This window comes from Hymenobacter sp. YIM 151858-1 (assembly GCF_025979705.1).
Classification (GTDB): Bacteria; Bacteroidota; Bacteroidia; order Cytophagales; family Hymenobacteraceae; genus Solirubrum.
The window spans coordinates 3,757,742-3,777,230 of the sequence record NZ_CP110136.1; the positions used below are offsets into that span (position 1 = coordinate 3,757,742).

Below are 19,489 nucleotides of genomic sequence, written 5' to 3' on the forward strand. Positions count from 1 at the left end.
CATGCCCGCTGTCGAATCGCCCGCGCCAACAGCACCCTCGTGGGGCCGCCGTTTGCTGCCGCACCTGCTAGCCGTAGCCTTCCTGCTCGTGCTGGCCGTTCTGTATTTCTCGCCCATTGTGTTCGGGGGCAAAACCCTGGCCCAGCACGACATCGTGCAGTTCAATGGCAGTGCCCGCGAGGCGCTTACCTACCGGCAGCAAACTGGCCAGGAAGCCCTCTGGACGAATTCCATGTTCTCGGGCATGCCCACGTACCTGATCAGTACCCGCTTTCCCGGCGACTTATCGGTGTACCTGAACTACGTGTTCACGGTGGGGCTGCCGGCGGTGGCGGCCAACCTGTTTGCCGCCCTGTTTTGCGGCTACCTGCTGTTTGCCTTTTTGGGCATGCGGCCGTTGGTAGCGCTGGTGGGCGCCATTGCGCTGGGTTTCACGAGCTACAACCTCATTATTCTGGCCGCGGGGCACAACTCCAAGTCGTACGCCCTGGCGTATGCGCCGCTGGTGCTGGCCGGCTTGCTGGTTACGTTCCGCCGGCAGCGGCTGCTTGGCGCGGCCTTGTTTGCCCTAGGTCTGACGATGAACATCCGGGCCAACCACCTGCAGATTACTTACTACCTGCTGCTGCTGGTGCTGGTGTTTGGGGTGGTGGAGCTGATTTTTGCGGCGCGCGAAAAGCGCCTGCCCGATTTCTTCCAGCGTACGGCTCTGCTGGCGGTGGGTGCCCTGCTGGCCGTGGGCGTAAGCTTCGGCCGCCTCTACACCACGGCTACCTACACCAAGTACAGCATCCGGGGTAAATCGGAGCTGACGACGCCCGCACCTGCCGCTCCGGGCGAGCAAGCTGCCGCTCCCGCAGCCGATGGCGAAGGCGGCGGCCTCGACCGCGACTACGCCTTCAACTGGAGCTACGGCGTGGGCGAAACCATTACGCTGCTGATCCCCAACTACTACGGCGGCGCCTCGCAAGGCACACTCGACGACGACTCGAACACCGGCAAGGCCCTGACGGGCCTAGGTGTGCCGCCCGTGCAGCTCGAGCAGTACCTCGCGGGCATGCCTACCTACTGGGGCGACCAGCCCATTACCAGCGGCCCCGTGTACATGGGCGCGGTGGTGTGCTTGCTGTTTGTGCTGGGCTTGTTTGTGGCCGACCGCCGCACGCGCGTTTGGCTGCTGGTGGGCACCATCCTGTCGATTCTGCTGGCCTGGGGCAAGAACTTCGCCACCTTCAACGACTTGATGTTCGACTACTTCCCGGGCTACAACAAGTTCCGGTCGGTGTCGATGGCGTTGGTAATTGCGCAGTTGGCCATGCCGCTGCTGGCCGTGCTGGCTCTGGCCCGCGTGCTACGCAACCGCCCGGCTGCGGCGGCGCCGGCCGCCCACCCCAAGCTGCCCACCATGGCCGCTGCCGATAGCCCCGAAACCGCCGAGCTGCGCCGCAAGCTGCTGCTGGCCACGGGCATTACGGCCGGCATTTGCGTGCTGGCGTTCATCTTCGGCCTAGGTGCCGACTTTGCTTCGCCCATCGACAGCCAGCTGCAGCAGCAGGGTTTTCCGATTGATGCCTTGCGCCAAGACCGCGCTGCCCTCATGCGCGCCGATGTGCTCCGCTCGCTGTTCTTCATCGTGGCTACGGCCGGGGTGCTGTGGTTCTACCTGAACCGCAAGCTGACCATGACGGTAGCCGCTGGCATTGTAGCCCTGCTCACGCTCATCGACCTGTGGGCCGTGGATAAGCGTTACCTGGGCGAAAGCAGCTTCCAGAACGAAACCGTAGCGCAGCAGTTTGTGCCCTCGCGCGCCGATTCGCAAATCCTTGCCGACCCCACGCTGCACTACCGCGTGCTCAACCTCAGCAACCCCTTCAACGAGGCCCAAACTTCGTACTTCCACAAGAGCATCGGGGGCTACCACGGCGCCAAGCTGCGCCGGTACCAGGACCTGATCGAGCGGCAGATTTCGCAGAACAACCCGCGCATCCTGAGCATGCTCAACGCGCGCTACGTCATCACGCAGGATCAGCAGGGGCAGCCCGTGGCCCAGCGCAACCCCGGTGCCCTCGGCAACGCGTGGTTTGTAAGCACCATTCAGCCGGTGCAGAACGCCGACCAGGAAATGGCCGCGCTCAGCAACTTCGACCCCGTGAACACGGCCATTGTTGATGTAAGCAAGTTTCCGCAGAACAAAACCAGCTACAACGCCGCGGGCTCCAGCATCACGCTTACCAACTACTCGCCCAACGAGCTGAAGTACAGCGTGAATGCCGCGCAAGAAGGCTTCGTGGTGTTCTCCGAAATCTACTACCCCGAAGGTTGGAACGCCTACCTCGACGGCAAGCCCGTGCCGCACGTGCGGGCCAACTACGTGCTGCGCGCCATGCAAGTGCCCGCCGGCCAACACACCCTCGAGTTTAAGTTCGAGCCGAAGGAGTACGCCATTGGCAACACGGTGTCGCTGGTGTCGTCGCTGCTGTTGTTTGGGGTGCTGATTGGGGCCGTGGTGTACGCCGTGCGCCGCAAGCCCACGCCCGAGCCCGAAGCTGCGCGCGACGAGCTAATTGCCGCATAGGTAACGCCAGCGCATACAGCGAACTGCCACTGTTCCGGCCCGGAGCAGTGGCAGTGTTGTTTTCAGCCAGCACGTGGCGGCCCTAGGTCGGCGGCTTGTGTTTCCTTTGCAGGAGCTATGCCCCAGCCAGCACCGCCCATTCTGCTCGATTTGCCCGAGGCCGTTGCCGAGCGGCGCGGCGTGCGCCTGCGCCTGCTGCGCGACGATCTGCTGCACCCGGAGCTGCCGGGCAACAAGTGGCGCAAGCTCAAGTACAACCTGCTCGAGGCGCGGCACCTAGGGCATAGCACGCTGCTTACGTTTGGCGGCGCGTACTCCAACCACCTGGCCGCAGTGGCCGCGGCCGGTCGGCTGCAAGGCTTCGGTACCATTGGCGTGGTTCGCGGCGAGGCCGCCCCCGAGCTTAGCCCCACGCTGCAGCAGTGCCAGGCCGATGGCATGCGGCTGCACTTCATCAGCCGCGAGGCGTACCGGCAGCGGCACGATGCTGCCTGGGTTGCCGAGCTAGTGGCGCACCTAGGGCCAGCCTACGTAGTGCCCGAAGGCGGCACCAACACGTTGGCCTTACGCGGTTGCGCCGAGCTGGTAACGGAGCTCGATGCTGCCCAAGAAGCTTTCGACACCTTGGCCCTGGCCTGCGGCACCGGCGGTACGCTGGCCGGCTTGCTCGTGGGCCTGGGCGGGCAGCGGAAGGCCCTAGGCGTGGCAGCCCTAAAGGGCGCCGATTTCCTGCGCGACGATGTCAACAACCTTACCCAGGTGGCAGTGGGGGAAGAGTTCAGCAACTGGCATCTGCATACGACGGCGCACTTCGGAGGCTACGCCAAGTATTCCGAGCCGCTGCTGGCCTTTATCCATAGCTTCTACCAACGCCACCACGTAGTGCTCGACCCGGTGTATACAGGCAAGCTGCTTTACGGCGTGTTGCAACTGATTGAGGAAGGCTACTTTGCCGCGGGCAGTACCGTGGTAGCCGTGCATACCGGCGGCCTGCAGGGTTGGGCCGGGTTTCAGCAGCGCTTCGGCGTGCGGGCGCCGGGTTCCGTATAGCCTGGTATTGTCGACCTCGTTCCTCAACGCTCATGATGCTTTTGCTGCGGCGCTTGGTGCCTTTGCTGTTTTTGGTTGCGCTGGGTTGGTTTCTGTGGAAGAAAGTAGCCCCGAGCCTGCGCGACCTGAACCCATTGGTGGAGCCCGCGCCGCGCGTAACCGTAACGCACAACACCGTGCTCGAGAAGATCGAGGGCTTGGGTAAGCTGGAGCTGGTGCGCTACCGCTTTAAGGATGTGGTGGAGTACCGCAAAAGCACCTACCGTTTTCTGCCCGATGCCAAAGTGGCCCTTATTGTGGCCGGCGAGGCCATCGGCTGCGTTGATCTGCGTAAGGTAGGCGCGTTGGATGTGGTGTTCGAAGGCGACTCGGTGGTGCGCGTGGCCTTGCCTGCGCCCGAGCTGTGCACCTGGCGCATCGACCACTCCCAAAGCCGCGTGTACGATACCGAAAATGCTCTGCTGCAAGATGCCGCGCTGGTTGACGAGGGCTACAAGTACGCCGAGCAGAACGTGCGCCGCGCCGCGTTGCAGTCGGGCATTTTGGCGCAAACCCAGCAAAACGCCGAGCAGATTTTGCGGCCCATGCTCGAAACCCTCACCGGCCGCCGCGTGGTGCTAACCCAGCAAACCGCACCGCCGCAACGTGGGCGGCTGCAGTAGCTCAACCGCTTATTGGTTTGTGATTGATAAGCTAACTAGCTGTATCACATTATTATGCGAGCCTGAAAAGTGGCATCGGGCAATTGGGCGCTGTAGCTTTAGGTAGTCACCCGCCTAACCTCTTATCAGCTATGGAAACCAAAGCCCCCACCGTTGCGCAACTCTTCTCCACCGACACGGACTGGCAAACGCCACTCATGCCCACCGGGGTGCCGTTTGTGGGCCGCACTGCCACCGCCGAAACCTGGGAGTTTGCCGGCATCTGCGCAAAGCCCTTGGCTACCTCGCGCGAAACCCACGGCGAGTTTGCCCTGCTCGATGTAACTATGCAGCGCTGTATGGATTTGCCCCCGCACCTGCACCACAACGAATCGGAAACGTTTTACCTGCTCGAAGGCGCCATGCGCTTCGAAGTAGGCAACGAGGTGATTGAGGCCGGCCCCGGCGACGCCGTGCACCTGCCGCGCGGCTTGCGCCACGCCTGCCACGTAGTATCGGGCCAGGCGCGGGCGCTGCTGCTGATTACGCCCGGTGGCGGCGAGCAGTACTACCGCGAGCTATCCAAGCCCGAGCGCGGCATGATTGCGCCCGGCCTTCGGGCCACCCCCGACCGCGCCACGCTGCAAGCCGCAGCCAGCAAGTTTGGCGTGCAGCAGTTTTAGGCGCAGCATAGCATTGGTATCAACGCCCGCGAGCCGCGCCGGCGCACACGTGTGCGCCGGCGCGGCTCGCGCGTGTTAGCAACCTAGGGCAGCTAGCCGGCTGCTACCTTCTTGCGTTTTTTTCTCTTGCCGGCGAGTTCCGTAAACAGATTCGAGAGCACGCCGGTAACCACGCCCACAATTACTTCGGGGCCTTCTTTGCGGAGCAGGCGGCGCACTTCTTTGCGCAGCACTTTTAGCGCTTTTTTGCGGAGCTTAGCCATAGGAGCAGCGGGGTAGAGGTACAGCAAGCCACTGCCGTAACCTAGGAGAGCTAGGTAGCAGCGGCTTTACCGGGGTATACGGCCGGGCTGGTGCTTTGGCTGATGCGCTGCACTGGTGCCGCTAGTCGTCGGCCAGTACTTCACCTAGGGCGTCCTGAATCAGGTCGGACTCGTAGCCTTTCTGGGTAGCGTAAGCCATCAGCTTTTGCCGGCGCTTCAGCGGGTGGCTTTCCTTTTCGAGCGCGTTCTTCTTCTCGAGCAGCTCGCGCAGGTTCTGGTAGTACTCGTCGCCGTCGATTTCGCTCATGCCGGCTTTGATGCAGAACTCCGAAATGTGGCGCTGCTTCAGCTCGAGCCGAATGCGGCGGCGGCCCCATTTCTTGAGGCGGTACTTGCCGCGCACAAACGAGCGGGCAAAGCGCTCCTCGTCGAGCAGCTTTTCGCGTACCAACCGGATGATGATTTCGCCGGCCTCCTCTTCGTCGAGGCCGTAGCTGCGCAGCTTGTCCTCTACCTCGCGGTGGCTGCGCTCCTGATAGGCGCAGTACGCGGCTATTTTCTGCAGGGCCTCGCCGGGCGTGTAGGTTTTGCGTTTGCGCGAAGCGTCTTCCATTACTCAAGCAAAATAAGCAGGCAGGTGCCTTGCCCTAGGTGCGCTTACGTACAATGCCCGGGGCAGGCTGCAACCCTAGGTGCGCGGTAGGCTTTTGGCCAAGCCGGGCAAAAAAACAGCCGCCGCCCAGGAGGCGGCGGCTGTTCGCTCACATAAACAAGTTGAATCCAAAAACTGAAACCAAAAAGGAAGGCAAAGGTTCTTCGATTCAGCTGGGGCAAGATAGCACGTTTTGCCCACATTACGCACAATATTAAGCAATTAAAATACCCGAATAGTGCCTATTTCGTACTCCGCCGATTTGCACAGACCTTTGCGGCCTTTCTCTTTTTTCTTGGCGCTATGCTATTAAGTCGCGGGGCCCGGTACATGCTTGTTTCCACGCTTTGCTTTGCGCTGATGAACGTGTGCGTGAAGCTGCTGAAGCACTTGCCGGCTATGGAAATTATCCTGTTTCGGTCGGCTATGTCGGTGTTGCTGAGCTACCTAACGCTGCGGGCCCTGCGCATCCGGCCGTGGGGCTCCAACCACTTCTTCCTGATAGCCCGCGGCACCACCGGCGCCATGGCCCTGATGCTGTACTTTTTCACGTTGCAGCGCATGCCCTTGGCCACCGCCGTAACGGTGCAATACCTGGCGCCCATCTTCACGGCCATCATCGGCATCTTCGTAGTAAAGGAGCGGGTGCTGCCCTGGCAGTGGGCGTTTTTCCTGCTCTCGTTTGCGGGCGTTATCTGGGCCGAAGGCGTGGATACCCGCGTGGAGCCCATGTGGTTAGGGTTGGGCGTGCTGTCGGCGGTGTTTTCGGGGTTCAGCTACAACTCCATCCGCCGGCTCAAGGGCAAAGAGCACCCGCTGGTAATAGTGTTTTACTTTCCGATGGTGGCGTTGCCCATCTCGGCTGCCTTTTGCCTGTTCAACTGGCAAACGCCGCAAGGGCTCGATTGGCTGTGGCTGCTACTGACCGGGGTGCTTACCCAAGGCGCGCAGGTGTACATGACGAAAGCCTACCAGGCCGAGCGCCTCGCCAGCGTAGCCAACCTCAACTACATCGGTATTCTGTACGCCCTAGGTCTCGGCTACGTGTTCTTCGGCGAGGCCTTTCCGCCGGGCGCCTACGTGGGCATGGCGTTGGTGCTGGCCGGCGTGCTGCTGAACTCGTGGTACCTGGCCCGGCACGCCCGGCGCACGCAGGCGCCCACGCCCGAGCCCGATGCCGTGGAGGGCGAAGCCGTGCGCGGGTAGGCCAAAATTTGCTGACCCAGGCAACGCCGCTACTGCCGCGGCACTCTTAGCTGTATCTTCCCCGCCGAAGAGAAGAGCATTATGTTGCCTGCTATGCGTCGTCAGTACCTGGTTTGTTGCTTTTGTTTGTGGTGTGTGTTGCTGGCGCCGCTGGGGCTGCGGGCCGGCGTTATCCGGGGGCGCATTACCGACCCCAAAGGCGAGGTGCTGGCGTTTGCCAATGTGGCCGTGAAGGGCACCAGCACCAGCACAGCCTCCAACGAGCAGGGCAATTACCAATTGCCGCTGGCCGCCGGCCGCTACGAGCTGGTGTTTCAGTACGTCGGCTTTAAGCCTCACGTGGAAGCCGTGCGCGTAGCCGGCGGCGACACCGTAACCACGCTCAACGTAACCCTCACGCCCGAAAACTACCAGCTGCGCGAGGTGGTGGTGCGGGCCAAAGACAAAGACCCCGCCTACGCCATCGTGCAGCACGCCATCGATTGGCGCAGCTACCACCGGCGCGAGGTAGCTGCTTTTACGGCGCGTACCTACGTCAAAGCCCTGGCCCGCCTCAACGAAGCGCCTAGCCGCATCCTGGGTCTGTTCAAAACCGGCCCCGATCTGAAGCCGGGCATCATCTATCTGTCGGAGTCGGTATCGGAAGTGGCGTTTCAGCAACCCAACGTGGTGCGCGAGCGGATGCTATCCTCCCGGGTCAGCGGCGACGCCAAAGCCTTCAGCCTGAACCGCGCCGGTGCGGGCCGCGGCCTGAGCTTTTACAACCCCGTGCTGAAGCTGTTTTCGGAGCGCGGGTTTGTGTCGCCCATTGCGCCCAACGCGTTTCTGTTCTACCAGTACACCCTCGAGGGCACCACGCAGCAAAACGGCCAAATGGTGCACAAAATCAGGGTAACGCCGCGCCGCCGCACCGACCCGGTATTTGCCGGCCATATCTACGTTATCGAGGGCACGTGGCGCTTGCACTCGGTGTCGCTCACGCTGAACAAGGATGCCCAGCTGGACTACGTCGACGACGTGCGCATCGACCAGATTTATGCACCTGCGCCCGGTGTTCCGCATGTGTGGGTGATGCAGTCGCAGAAGCTTACGGCCACGTACTCGGCGTTTGGGTTCAAGGGCAATGCCTACCTCACGGCCGTGTACTCGAGCTACCGCGTTACGCCTACCTACGCCAACCGGCCGGTGCCTGCCCAGGCCCCGGCACCCGCTACCAACGAGCCCGCCCACGCCGAAACCGTAGCCGAGGCCAAGCAGCAGCGCGCCACGGTGCGCGCGCTTACGCGGCAGGTAAAGCGCCAGAGCAAGCGCACGGGCGCGGCCGCCGTCGATTCGCTGGCGCGGCAAGCAGGCGCGCTGGAGGTGGAGAAAATGGGCAAGCACGAAGTGCTGCGGGTTGAAAAAGGCGTGAACGAGCGCGACAGCAGCTACTGGGCCCAGGTGCGGCCCGTGCCGCTCACCGACGAAGAAAAGCGCGACTACCGCGTGAAGGACAGCACCGAAGTGGTGCGCAACTCCAAGCCCTACCAGGATTCGCTCGACCGCATCCGCAATAAGTTCGATGCCAAGAGCTTTATGCTGACGGGCTACACCTACAGCCGCTCGCACCGCAAGGAGCAGTTCTACGTAGCGCCGCTGTTCAACATTCTGCAATACAGCACCGTAGAGGGCACCATCGTGAACCCGCAGTTCACCTACACCCGCTCCACCGACGACCGCCGCCGCTTCTGGCTCACGCCCTCGTTGCGCTACGGCACCGAGGCCCGGCTTTTCAGTCCTTCCGTGGAGCTGAACTGGCAGCACGACCCCGCGCGCACCGCCCGCCTGCAGGTGGTGGTGGGCCGCACCGTCGAGAACTTCGACCCGAACTCGCAGCTCACGCCGGCCATCAACACCTCGTACACGCTGCTGCGCAACCGCAATTTTGCCAAGTACTACCAGCGCCGCGGAGCCGAAGTGGGCTACCTGCGCGAGGTGCTCAACGGCCTAACGGTGCGCGGCGCCATCAGCTACTTCGACCGCCGCGAGCTGCAGAACGCCACCATCGATTTGCTCAACGACATTCCGGGCCGGGCTTTCACGCCCAACCAGCCCGTGGCGGCCGAGCTGCCGCAGGGCGCCGGTTTTGGGCGCAGCCGCGCCCTAGGTTCGGAGGTGTGGCTGAGCTACCAGCCGGGGCAGCGCTACATCAGCCGGCCCGACGGCCGCATCAACCTGGGTTCGCGCTACCCCGTGTTTCGGGCTACCTGGCGCCAGGGGTGGGGCATCGGGAACTTCAGCGACGTGCGCTACACTATGCTGGAGGCGGGCGTGCGGCAAAGCCTGAACTTAGGCCTGCTGGGCACCAGTAACTACTACGCCAACGTGGGCGGCTTTTTGGGCGCCCCCCAGCTGGCCTTCATGGATTACCGCCATTTCTCGGGCAACCTCACGCGCTTTGCCGCCGATTTCTCGCGCTTTCAGTTGCTCGACTACTACCGCTACAGCACGCGCCGCACGTTTGTGGAGGCCCACTACGACCACCACTTCAACGGTTTCTTCCTGAACAAAATACCCTTGCTGAAGCGCCTGAAGTGGCAGGAAGTGGGCACCGTAAACTACCTGCGCACGGCCGCCGCCGGTCACTACGTGGAGCTGGGCGTAGGCATCGAGCACTTCTTCAAGTTCGGGCGCATCGATTACTTCACGGCGCTGCAGTCGGGCCGGAAGCTTGAGCAGGGCTTGCGCCTGGGCTTCGGTTTTTAAGCCATCAGCCCTAGGCCACGCGCGTAGCTTGCTCGGGCTCGGGCGCTGCTTCGGTTGCCAGGGGCTGGCGCCTGGCCGGCCAGTTGTACAGCAGCACCGATACCACAATCAGCCCGTAGGCAATTACCTGGTTGGCCGCTGCCGACTCGCCGAAGTACAGAAACGCCAGCAGAAACGACACCAGCGGGTTCAGGTACATCAGGATGCCTACCGTGCCCGACGACAAACCACCTAGGGCAAACAAGTTCAGGAACAGGGGCAGCACTGTAAAACCTGCGCTCAGCAGGCCCACAATCAGTAGCAGGCGCGTATCGGCGAAGCCCGCGGCGGGGGCGGCACCCAGGGGCCCGGCCAGCGGCACGAGCACCGCGGTGGCCAGCAGCAGCTGCAAGCCCAACAGCACCAGCTTATCGTAGTGGCGCAGCACGCGTTGGGTAATCAGGTAGCTGGCGTAGCTCAGGGCCACAAGCAAGCTCATGCCCACGGTTTGCAGGTCGCCCGTAGCCAGCAGGCCGCAGCTGACCAGGCTGATGGCAATGGCTGCGCCCTGCACCGGCCGCAGCCGCTCGCCCAGCACGGCCCAACCCAGCAAGGCCGTCAGAATGGGGCAAAGCAGGTAGGCAAACGAGCCGGCCTGCACGCTTACGTGGTTGACCACGTAGATGAACAGCAGCCAGTTGATGGTGAGCAGCATACCACCTAGGGCCGTCAGGCCAAGCATGCGGCGCCGCTCGGCCGGCACCGCCGTGCGGTATTGCTGCCAGGTTTGCTGCAAGGCATTGCGCCGGCCAATCAGCAAAATGGCCGCCAGCAACAGCAAGGCCAGCACTACTCGGAAATAGAGAATCTGGCCGCTGGCGTAGCCCGCAAGCAGGCGCAGCGGAATCGGGAAGAAGCCCCAGATAAGGTAAGCGGCCAGTGCGGCCGTATGAAAGCGGGATGGTTTCAAGCCGGTAAGCGTATGCGCCTAGGTGGCGCGCCGAAAAAGACCGCAAAGATAACCGGTTGCGGAGGCAATATTCTGAATGCGTGTAAACTAAACCCGGCGAAGCGCCGGCGCGGGTGCCTGGGTGAAATGGCCGCGTGCGGGCTCTACCTTTGCGCTGCTATGCTCACCTTCTCCCATCTGCCGGCACTTACGGGCGGTACGCTGCTTCAGGCGCCTTTTGAGGTTGCCGCCCCGGTGCTTCACTTGTTGCTCGATAGCCGCCGCATGGCCCAGGCCGCCGGCACCTTGTTTGTGGCGCTGCGCGGCCCCCACCACGATGGCCATCAGTACCTGCCCGAGCTGTACCAGCGTGGGGTGCGCCTGTTCCTGATCGACAAAGCCGAGCTGCTGCCCGGAACGCTGGCCGATTACCCCGAAGCGGGCTTTGTGTTGGTGCCCGATAGCCTGGCCGCGTTGCAGCGCATGGCGGCAGAGCACCGCGCGCAGTTCAGCATCCCGGTGGTAGGCATCACGGGCTCCAACGGCAAAACCATCGTGAAGGAGTGGCTGGCCCAACTGCTCAGCCCCGACGAGCTTATCTGCCGCTCGCCGCGCAGCTACAACTCCCAAGTAGGCGTGCCGCTGAGCGTGTGGGAGCTGCGGCCGGCCCACACGCTGGGCATTTTTGAAGCGGGCATTTCGGAGCGCGGCGAAATGGCACGCCTCGCGCAGGTCATTCAGCCAACCCTAGGTGTGTTTACCAACCTGGGATCGGCGCACGACGCCGGCTTTGCCTCGCACGCCGAAAAAGCGGCCGAAAAGGCGCAGCTGTTTGCGGGCGTCGACACCCTGTTTTACTGCCGCGACCACGCCGAGGTGCACGCTGCCGCAGCGCAGTTGCCCGCGCACGTGCTGCGCTTTAGCTGGTCGCGCCGCGGGGCGCCCGGAGCCCAGGTGCACGTGCAGCTCGAACCGGGTGCCGACCCCCAGCAGCCGCTGGCGCACGTGCAGTACCTAGGGCACACGCACGCATTTACGTTGCCCTTCGCCGACGAGCCTTCCGTCGAAAACGCCATGCATTGCGTGGCCGTGCTGTTGTGGCGCGGCTTGCCGGCCGCCGAGCTGCAACGCCGCCTGTTGCGCCTGCAGCCCGTGGCCATGCGCCTCGAAATGAAGCAGGCCATTCACGACTGCTACATCCTCGACGACACCTACAACAACGACCTGGCCGGCCTCGACCTCGCCCTCGATGCCCTAGGTCGGCAGCCGCGCCGCGGCCGCCGCACCCTCATCCTGTCCGATTTGCTCGAATCGGGCCTGCCCGCCGCCGAGCTGTACCGGCAAGTGGCGCAGCTGGCGCAGCAGCACCGCGTGCAGCGCGTGCTGGCCGTGGGGCCCGAAATCGGCCAGCACCAAACCCTGCTGCAAGCGGCCGTGCCCGAGGCGCAGTTCTTTGCCGACACCGACGCGCTGCTCGCCTGGTTTCACCCCGACCATTTCCGCCACGAAACCATTCTGGTAAAAGGCGCCCGCCGCTTCGGCTTCGAGCGGGTGGTAGCAGCTTTCCAACGCAAGATCCACGGCACGGTGCTGGAGGTAAACCTCGATGCTTTGGTGCACAACCTCAACTACTACCGCGCCCGCCTGCAGCCCGGTACCCGCCTCATGGTAATGGTAAAGGCGTTTGCCTACGGCAGCGGTTCGTACGAAGTAGCCAACCTGCTGGAGTTTCACCGCGTCGATTACCTCGCCGTGGCCTATACCGACGAAGGCGTGCAGCTGCGCGAGCACGGCATTTCGTTGCCGATTATGGTGATGAATCCCTCGCCCGATTCGTTTGCCTTGCTTCGGCAGTACCACCTCGAGCCCGAAATCTATTCGTTTGCCCGCTTGCGCGAGTACCTGCTGGCCGCGCAGGATGGTCCGTTGCCGCCGGTTCACCTCAAGCTCGATACCGGCATGCGGCGCCTGGGCTTCGACGAAGCCGACCTAGGTGAGCTGCTGCCTTTGCTGCAGCAGCACGCTGGCACGCTGCGCGTGGCCAGCGCCCTCACCCACCTGGCCGGCGCCGACGAAGAGCAGCACAACAGCTTTTCGCACCGGCAGCTGGCGGCCTTCCAGCGCATGGCCGCCCGCCTCGAAACGGCCCTGGGTTACACCGTTATCAAGCACGCGTTGAACTCACCGGGCATCATGCGCTTCCCGGAAGCCCAGTTCGATATGGTGCGCCTGGGCATTGGCTTGTACGGGGTAGAGGCTGCCGGGCTCAACCCAACGGCGCTTCGCCCGGTAAGCACGCTGCGCACCACCGTGTCGCAGCTGAAAACCGTGCCCGCCGGCGAAACCGTAGGCTACGGCCGCCGCGGCGAGGCCGCCGACCACAACCGGCGCATTGCCACTTTGGCCATTGGCTACGCCGATGGCTACGACCGGCGCTTTTCGCGCGGGGCAGGGGCTGTGGTTATCCGTGGCCAACGGGCACCAATTGTCGGCAACGTATGCATGGATATGTGCATGGCCGACGTGACGAACATACCCGGGGTGCAGGAGGGCGATACGGCCGTGGTATTCGGCGAAGAGCTGCCCCTCACCGAGCTGGCAGCCTGCATCGGCACCATTCCGTACGAGCTGCTCACCAACGTCAGCGAAAGGGTAAAACGGGTGTTTGTTTCGGAGTAGGGCTAAGGGCTGACCAACACAGGTTGTGGTGTGTGCGTATGCAGCCCACACTCCCAACCACACCCATGAAAAAACAGATCCTTTCCCTGATGGCCGGTATGGCCTTGTTCACGGCCTGCAACGACCTCAATAAGCCCCAAGCCAAAGACGAACCGCAGGAAGCCACCCAGGACACCGCCGTGGTGTACCGCGACGGCAAAACCGCCGCCGATGCCGCCGCCGGTGCTGCTGCCTCCGTCGAAAACGCTGCCGACCAGGCCGGTGCTGCCGTAGACCCCGATAACTGGGACCTCGACGTAGACCTGCCCAACGTGCGCTACGAGGAAGTAACGCTGCCCGATGTTGAAGTGCGCGGCAACGACCGGTACAGCGTGTACTCGGTTGACGAGAAGGTGTTCTTCGATACCGACAAAGCCGAGCTCAAGCCTTCGGCCAAAAATGCTCTGGAGCAAATTTCGGCCTCCATCGGCAAGCGCTTCGGTGGCAAAGATGTCCGCATCATGGGTTTTACGGACTCGCGCGGCGACAAAAACTACAACAAAGAGCTGAGTGCCCAGCGCGCCGAAGCCGTGAAAAACTGGCTGGTGAAAAACGGCAAGGTGGATGCCAGCCGCGTGAGCCTGGAGCCAATGGGCGAAGCGGCACCGGCCGCCTCGAACGCCACGGCTACAGGCCGTCAGCAAAACCGCCGCGTCGAAATTGCGGTGCGCAACAGCTAAGCCGGGCCTGTGGTTGCCCCAGGTACAGGTGCCCAACAGAAAGGCCGGTTTCCTGCAGGAAACCGGCCTTTCTGTTGATTGGCTGACGAGCAACGGGCGAGGTAAAACGCCGGCTGGCAGCAGCTATTACTTGTAAACGTCGACCTCGGCCTTGATCATGGCGTTGTAGCGCAGACCCGTGCCGTTCGACATGGTAATCAGGCTCCAGCCTTTGCCCATGGAGTACGTCCAGGTGCGGCTTTCCTTGAACTCGAAGGTGGGCTTCATGATCTGGCCGTAAGGCGTGTAGTTATCCATGAAGTTGGTGGTGTAGAACTTGTCGCCCGACACAATCCACTCCATTGCCACGAAGAATCCTTCGTCGGGCGCCATGATGTTGTAGGGCGTCATGTCGATGGTGAACCAAGCGCCACCGCCCGGCGCCGATACCACCACGTTCTCCGTGAGCAGGTCGGTGTTGGGGGCGTTGTAGTCGCCGTCGTTCTTGTAGATACGCACCCGGAAAGGCTCTTTCGGGAAGCCGTGCTCACCGATGTAGAACGATACCGTGCGGATCATGCCGAGCTTTTTGCCCTTCTCGTTCTTCACGAAGAAAGCGTATTGGCTGCCGGGCATGCCCTGAATCATGCCCTCGCCGGGCGTGTTGTTGCGGGCACCCATGTCGGCGTTTTTCACCTTGCCGGCTTCCACTTTTACCTCGGCCAGCACAATGTTGCGCTTGGTAACCTCCACGATGAGGTCTTCGAGCTTGGCACCGCGCTTCACGGCTACGGCCTTGCGGATGTAGCCCAGGGCCTGGATGATAAGGGAGTCTTGGGCGGCTTTCTCCGGCTGTGCCATCTGAAAGAAACCGTATTCGTTTGTCAACGCACCGGTTTGTTCTTCTTTCAGGCCAATAGAGGCAAAGGGGATGGGCTCTTTGGTTTTGGCGTCAACCACGCGGCCTGTAATGCGATTATCCTGCGCACTAACCAACTGCGGGAGCAACCAACCTAGCGCAACGAAAAAGAGTAGGCGTTTGAGCATAAGCGGTGGATTATAAAACCAAAAATACAAGCAGTTTAGACGGTTACTGCAATCTTCCTTCGAATATTTATAAAAGTGCAATTTGGGCCCAGGTAAGTGCTAACCAGCTGGTGCTACGAAGCTTTGATTTTGGCGGAAACCTTTGCGGGGCGTACCTTTGTTTATAGCTTGTCTAAATAAACGTACCGCCTGTGCCCACCCTGTCTGTTGCTTCCGCCACCACGTCCCGCAGCGTTAAAGATCTGCGCTTGGGCGAGACGGGTACCATCTGTTGCCTTAAGGATCCTGAAATGGCACTTAAGCTCCTGGAGATGGGATGCATACCGGGTACGCAGGTAACGCTTAGCGGCCGGGCGCCGCTGGGTTGCCCCATTACCTTGCACGTCGACGGCGAATATACGCTGTCGTTGCGAGTAAGCGAAGCGGCTACAATCATGCTAAAGGATTAACGCTTCGGCGGATGGCGAGTGCGGCAGTATTAACTCCTGACCCGAAGCAGGGCCAGCCAGGCGCAGCAGTAGCTGCCACCCGGTCAGTAGCGGAGCGCCATACGCGCATCGCCCTGATTGGCAACCCCAACTCGGGCAAGTCGTCGCTGTTTAATCAGCTGACGGGGCTTAACCAGAAGGTGGGCAACTTTCCGGGCGTAACCGTCGACCGCAAAACCGGCGTGGCGCAGCTTACGGCCCACCACCGGGCCGAAATCATCGACCTGCCCGGTACGTATTCGCTCTACCCGAAGAGCCTTGACGAGAAAGTCATCACCGACTTGCTCTACGACCGCGCCTCCAGCGAGTACCCCGACTTTGTGGTGGTTACGGCCGACGCTTCCAACCTGAAGCGCAACCTGTTGCTGTTTACGCAGCTGGCCGATCTGCAACTGCCCATGGTGCTGGCCCTGAACATGATGGACACGGCCGAGCAGCACGGTGTTCAGATCGACGTGGCCGAGCTGCAGCAGCAACTGGGGGTGCCCGTCATCCCGATGAATGCCCGCAAAGGCGTGGGCGTAACGGCGCTCAAAATCGTGATGGCGCAGGAGCTGGGCCCGCCCAGCCAAACGTTCTTCGAAGCCACCGACGAGCTGCTGCCGATGATCCGGCAGATTCGCTACTACTTCAACCTGCACAACGATTACCTGGCGCTGCACTACGCGCACCAGTACGAGCGACTGAAGTTTTTGTCGGCCGATGATAAGGCGTACATCCACGAGCTGCGGCAGCAATACGGCTTCGACTCGGTGGCCTTGCAAGCCCAGGAAACCATCGACCGGTACGCCCGCATTTCGGAGCTGCTGCTTGATGTGGTACGCGTAACGCGGGCCGAGAAAAACGAGTCGTACAGCAACAAGATAGACCGGGTGCTCACGCACAAAGTGTGGGGCTACCTGATTTTCCTTAGCATCCTGTTCCTGCTCTTCCAGGCCATTTTCGCCTGGGCCGAGCTGCCCATGGACCTCATCGACCAGGGCGTAGCCTGGCTGGGTGGGCAGGTAAAAACCTTGGGCGAGGGCCCACTCGTCGACCTGCTTTCCGACGGTATTATTGCCGGCTTGGGCGGGGTGCTGATGTTTATCCCGCAGATTGCGCTGCTCTTCGCGTTCATTGCCGTGCTCGAAGAGTCGGGCTACATGGCGCGCGTCACGTTCATGATGGACAAGATCATGCGCAAGTTTGGGCTGAACGGCAAAAGCGTGGTGCCCCTGATTTCGGGTATGGCTTGCGCCGTGCCGGCCATCATGAGCGCACGCACCATCGAGAACTGGAAAGACCGCATCATCACCATTTTTGTAGTGCCGCTGATGTCGTGCTCGGCGCGCATTCCGGTGTACACGGTGCTGGTGGCGCTGGTGGTGCCCGAGCGTACCGTCCTAGGTATCTTCAACCTGCAGGGCGTGGCCCTGATGGGGCTTTACCTCTTGGGATTTGTGTCGGCAGTGCTTTCGGCTTGGGCCTTAAAAACGCTGCTGCGGGCCAAGGAACGCAGCTTCTTCATCATGGAGTTTCCGGTGTACCGCTGGCCGCGCTGGAAAAACGTGGGCCTGACCATCGTGGAGAAAGTGAAGGCATTCGTGTTTCAGGCAGGTAAAATCATCGTGGCCATTTCGGTGCTGGTGTGGGTGCTGGCCTCCTACGGCCCCGGCGACTCCCTAGGTCGGGCCGAGCAGCAGGCCCGTGCCGAGGCCGCGCGGCAGCAACTCACGCCCGAGCAAACCGATAACCTAATTGCTTCGCACAAGCTCGAAAGCTCGTATGCCGGGGTGTTTGGCCGTACCATCGAGCCGGCGGTGCGCCCCCTGGGTTTCGACTGGAAAGTGAGCATAGCCCTGCTTACCTCGTTTGCCGCGCGCGAGGTGTTCGTGGGCACCATGTCGACGATTTACAGCGTGGGGCAGGATGCCGACATGAGCACGGTACAGGAAAAACTGCGCGCCGAAAAAGACGAGTTCGGTCAGCCGTTCTTCACGCCGGCCCGGGCGGCTTCGCTGCTGGTGTTTTACGTGTTTGCCATGCAATGCGTGAGCACCCTGGCCACCACTTACCGCGAAACCAAAGGCTGGAAGTGGCCGCTGCTGCAGCTGGGGTATATGTCGGGCCTGGCCTACGTAATGTCGCTGCTGGTGTACCAGGTGCTCAAGTAGGGGCGCACGTAGCACGCACCCGCCGGGCTACCGGTTTCCCTAGGTGTAATTCAAACGAAAAGCCCGAGCCAGCTAATGGCTCGGGCTTTTCGTTTGCACAAATCCGCGCAAAAAGCGGGCGCGTGCAACGCGCTCCTACGTGCCGATCAGGAACACGGCGGGTTGCTTGTGCAGATCGGGCAGCGGGGCCTTCTTCCAGCCGGCCACGGTGTCGGTGCGCAGGTACTCGTTGGGCGCCGTAAGGTTGGCGGCCACACACAGGCGGGTACTGGGCTGGAGTTGCGCGAGCAAATCTTCCAGCAGCTGCATGTTGCGGTACGGCGTTTCGATGAACAGCTGCGTTTGGTGCTGGGCCAAGGCCTGGCGCTCCAGTTGCTTCACGGCAGCGGAGCGCTTCGGCCGCTCGATGGGCAGGTAGCCATGAAAAGCAAAGCTTTGCCCGTTGAAACCCGAACCCATCAGGGCCAGCAAAAGCGACGACGGCCCCACCAGCGGCACCACCCGGATACCCAGGCGGTGGGCTTCGCCTGCCAGCGCGGCGCCGGGGTCGGCAATGCCGGGGCAGCCGGCCTCGCTGATGACGCCGGCGCTGATGCCTTGCTTCAGCAGGGGCTCCAAGGCGGCACGCACCTGCGCGTCGGTCGAGTCTTTGTCGATAACCGAAATGCGCAGCTCTTCAATTACCTGCGCCGGGGCTACTTGCTTGATGAAACGGCGGGCCGTGCGGGCATTCTCGACCAAGAAATACCCTAGGTCGGCCACGCGCTCAGCAATTTGAGGGGGCAGTACCCGGGCGGCCGTATCGTCGGCCAGCACCGTCGGAATGAGGTAGAGCGTTCCTTTCAAGCGTAATTATTAATTAATAATTATGAATTAATAATTGACCGAGGCAAAAGCGGTTACCAGCTCAAATACTTTGTCGTGGGCTTCGGCGTGCACCCAGTGGCCGGCATCCACCACGGTTTCGACGACGGAGTTGGGAAACAGCTGCGGAATGTGGTAAAGCTTGTCCTCGGTGCTGATGTAGTCGGATTTGCCGCCGCGGATAAACAGCGTGGGCTTCAGGAAAGGCGTTTCGGCCGTGATTTCGGCGCCGATGGCTTCCATCTCGGCTGTGAGGGCGGCCAGGTTGGGGCGCCAGGCAAAGGAGTTGTCGTCGCGGCGGTAGAGGTTCTTGAGCAGAAACTGGCGCACATCGGGCCAGCGGATGTGCTGCGATAACGCCTCGTCGGCTTGCTGGCGGTTTTCGAGTTTGCCTAGGTCCACGGCGTGCAGGCCGGCCAGAATATCGTCCTGGTGGCGCATGTCGCTGAAGCGCGGGGCAATATCGAGCACCACCAGCCGGGCCAGCCGCTCGGGGTGGCTGAGGGCCAGGCGCATGGCTACTTTGCCGCCCATGCTGTGGCCCAGCAGGGTAAGCTGGCTGCCGTCGAGCCCTAGGTGGTCGAACAGCTCCAGCACATCCTGGGCCATCAGCTCGTAGCTGTGCTCGGGGGCGTGGGGCGAGCGGCCGTGGTTGCGCAAATCGACGGCAATAACGCGGAAGTGCTCGGCCCAGCGGCGCGCCAGGCTTTGCCAGTTATCAAGCGTGCCAAACAGTCCGTGCAGAATAACGAGCGGGTGGCCCTGGCCTTGTTCGCGGTAATGTAGTTGCATAGCGGGCGTAAAGGTCGGAAGCCCG

General features: G+C 62.1%; 16 protein-coding genes. 10 read left to right on the forward strand and 6 right to left on the reverse strand.

Going from position 1 to position 19,489, the window contains the following annotated elements; genetic code table 11:
- Position 1 precedes the first annotated feature (1 nt).
- From OIS50_RS16665 to OIS50_RS16680, 4 genes are all read left to right on the forward strand, one after another.
- The gene (locus tag OIS50_RS16665; protein ID WP_264691762.1) at positions 2–2,575 is read left to right on the forward strand and encodes a YfhO family protein; all 2,574 of its coding nucleotides are present in this window, start codon (positions 2–4) and stop codon (positions 2,573–2,575) included.
- A gap of 117 nt (positions 2,576–2,692) precedes the next feature.
- A complete protein-coding gene (locus OIS50_RS16670; RefSeq protein WP_264691763.1) occupies positions 2,693–3,625 on the forward strand; it encodes a 1-aminocyclopropane-1-carboxylate deaminase/D-cysteine desulfhydrase in 933 nt (310 codons plus the stop codon).
- A 32-nt stretch (positions 3,626–3,657) separates the two neighbouring features.
- Positions 3,658–4,287, forward strand: coding sequence for a DUF4230 domain-containing protein (locus OIS50_RS16675; protein WP_264691765.1), 630 nt, complete (start codon positions 3,658–3,660; stop codon positions 4,285–4,287).
- Between the two features lie 131 nt (positions 4,288–4,418).
- On the forward strand, positions 4,419–4,949 hold the full coding sequence (locus OIS50_RS16680) for a cupin domain-containing protein (RefSeq protein WP_264691766.1): 531 nt from the start codon (positions 4,419–4,421) through the stop codon (positions 4,947–4,949).
- A 92-nt stretch (positions 4,950–5,041) separates the two neighbouring features.
- Here OIS50_RS16680 and OIS50_RS16685 read toward each other — a convergent pair whose 3' ends face one another.
- Positions 5,042–5,212 carry a hypothetical protein gene (locus tag OIS50_RS16685; protein ID WP_264691767.1) on the reverse strand — a complete coding sequence of 57 codons (171 nt, stop codon included), beginning with the start codon at positions 5,210–5,212 and terminating at the stop codon, positions 5,042–5,044.
- 121 nt (positions 5,213–5,333) lie between these two features.
- On the reverse strand, positions 5,334–5,825 hold the full coding sequence (locus OIS50_RS16690) for a regulatory protein RecX (protein ID WP_264691768.1): 492 nt from the start codon (positions 5,823–5,825) through the stop codon (positions 5,334–5,336).
- A 369-nt stretch (positions 5,826–6,194) separates the two neighbouring features.
- Between OIS50_RS16690 and OIS50_RS16695 the strand changes: the two genes are divergently transcribed.
- A complete protein-coding gene (locus OIS50_RS16695) occupies positions 6,195–7,070 on the forward strand; it encodes a DMT family transporter (RefSeq protein WP_413616971.1) in 876 nt (291 codons plus the stop codon).
- 135 nt (positions 7,071–7,205) lie between these two features.
- A complete protein-coding gene (locus OIS50_RS16700) occupies positions 7,206–9,815 on the forward strand; it encodes a DUF5686 and carboxypeptidase regulatory-like domain-containing protein (RefSeq protein WP_264691770.1) in 2,610 nt (869 codons plus the stop codon).
- 10 nt (positions 9,816–9,825) lie between these two features.
- On the opposite strand, the gene OIS50_RS16705 is transcribed toward OIS50_RS16700, so the two are convergent.
- A complete protein-coding gene (locus OIS50_RS16705; protein WP_264691771.1) occupies positions 9,826–10,764 on the reverse strand; it encodes an EamA family transporter in 939 nt (312 codons plus the stop codon).
- A 159-nt stretch (positions 10,765–10,923) separates the two neighbouring features.
- Here OIS50_RS16705 and OIS50_RS16710 point away from each other — a divergent pair, with 159 nt between their 5' ends.
- Entirely contained in the window at positions 10,924–13,422 is a 2,499-nt protein-coding gene (locus OIS50_RS16710; protein WP_264691772.1) for a bifunctional UDP-N-acetylmuramoyl-tripeptide:D-alanyl-D-alanine ligase/alanine racemase, read from the forward strand.
- A gap of 65 nt (positions 13,423–13,487) precedes the next feature.
- Positions 13,488–14,141 (forward strand): OmpA family protein, encoded by a 654-nt coding sequence (locus OIS50_RS16715; protein WP_264691773.1) that lies wholly within the window; start codon positions 13,488–13,490, stop codon positions 14,139–14,141.
- Positions 14,142–14,267: 126 nt separating this feature from the next.
- On the opposite strand, the gene OIS50_RS16720 is transcribed toward OIS50_RS16715, so the two are convergent.
- On the reverse strand, positions 14,268–15,167 hold the full coding sequence (locus OIS50_RS16720; RefSeq protein ID WP_264691775.1) for a carboxypeptidase-like regulatory domain-containing protein: 900 nt from the start codon (positions 15,165–15,167) through the stop codon (positions 14,268–14,270).
- Between the two features lie 191 nt (positions 15,168–15,358).
- Between OIS50_RS16720 and OIS50_RS16725 the strand changes: the two genes are divergently transcribed.
- Positions 15,359–15,616, forward strand: a complete 258-nt coding sequence (locus OIS50_RS16725; RefSeq protein WP_078063199.1) for a FeoA family protein — start codon at positions 15,359–15,361, stop codon at positions 15,614–15,616.
- Positions 15,617–15,627: 11 nt separating this feature from the next.
- Positions 15,628–17,808: a ferrous iron transport protein B gene (gene feoB / locus OIS50_RS16730; RefSeq protein WP_264691776.1), complete on the forward strand. Its 2,181-nt coding sequence runs from the start codon at positions 15,628–15,630 to the stop codon at positions 17,806–17,808.
- A 135-nt stretch (positions 17,809–17,943) separates the two neighbouring features.
- Here feoB and OIS50_RS16735 read toward each other — a convergent pair whose 3' ends face one another.
- Positions 17,944–18,654: an SAM-dependent methyltransferase gene (locus tag OIS50_RS16735; RefSeq protein WP_264691777.1), complete on the reverse strand. Its 711-nt coding sequence runs from the start codon at positions 18,652–18,654 to the stop codon at positions 17,944–17,946.
- Between the two features lie 27 nt (positions 18,655–18,681).
- Positions 18,682–19,464: an alpha/beta fold hydrolase gene (locus OIS50_RS16740; RefSeq protein WP_264691778.1), complete on the reverse strand. Its 783-nt coding sequence runs from the start codon at positions 19,462–19,464 to the stop codon at positions 18,682–18,684.
- Positions 19,465–19,489 lie beyond the last annotated feature (25 nt).

Coding starts and splice junctions, on each gene's coding strand:
- OIS50_RS16665 (WP_264691762.1), top strand. CDS start 2: ATGCCCGCTGTCGAATCGCCCGCGCCAACAGCACCCTCGTGGGGCCGC.
- OIS50_RS16670 (WP_264691763.1), top strand. CDS start 2,693: ATGCCCCAGCCAGCACCGCCCATTCTGCTCGATTTGCCCGAGGCCGTT.
- OIS50_RS16675 (WP_264691765.1), top strand. CDS start 3,658: ATGATGCTTTTGCTGCGGCGCTTGGTGCCTTTGCTGTTTTTGGTTGCG.
- OIS50_RS16680 (WP_264691766.1), top strand. CDS start 4,419: ATGGAAACCAAAGCCCCCACCGTTGCGCAACTCTTCTCCACCGACACG.
- OIS50_RS16685 (WP_264691767.1), bottom strand. CDS start 5,212: ATGGCTAAGCTCCGCAAAAAAGCGCTAAAAGTGCTGCGCAAAGAAGTG.
- OIS50_RS16690 (WP_264691768.1), bottom strand. CDS start 5,825: ATGGAAGACGCTTCGCGCAAACGCAAAACCTACACGCCCGGCGAGGCC.
- OIS50_RS16695 (WP_413616971.1), top strand. CDS start 6,195: ATGCTTGTTTCCACGCTTTGCTTTGCGCTGATGAACGTGTGCGTGAAG.
- OIS50_RS16710 (WP_264691772.1), top strand. CDS start 10,924: ATGCTCACCTTCTCCCATCTGCCGGCACTTACGGGCGGTACGCTGCTT.
- OIS50_RS16715 (WP_264691773.1), top strand. CDS start 13,488: ATGAAAAAACAGATCCTTTCCCTGATGGCCGGTATGGCCTTGTTCACG.
- OIS50_RS16720 (WP_264691775.1), bottom strand. CDS start 15,167: ATGCTCAAACGCCTACTCTTTTTCGTTGCGCTAGGTTGGTTGCTCCCG.
- feoB (WP_264691776.1), top strand. CDS start 15,628: ATGGCGAGTGCGGCAGTATTAACTCCTGACCCGAAGCAGGGCCAGCCA.
- OIS50_RS16740 (WP_264691778.1), bottom strand. CDS start 19,464: ATGCAACTACATTACCGCGAACAAGGCCAGGGCCACCCGCTCGTTATT.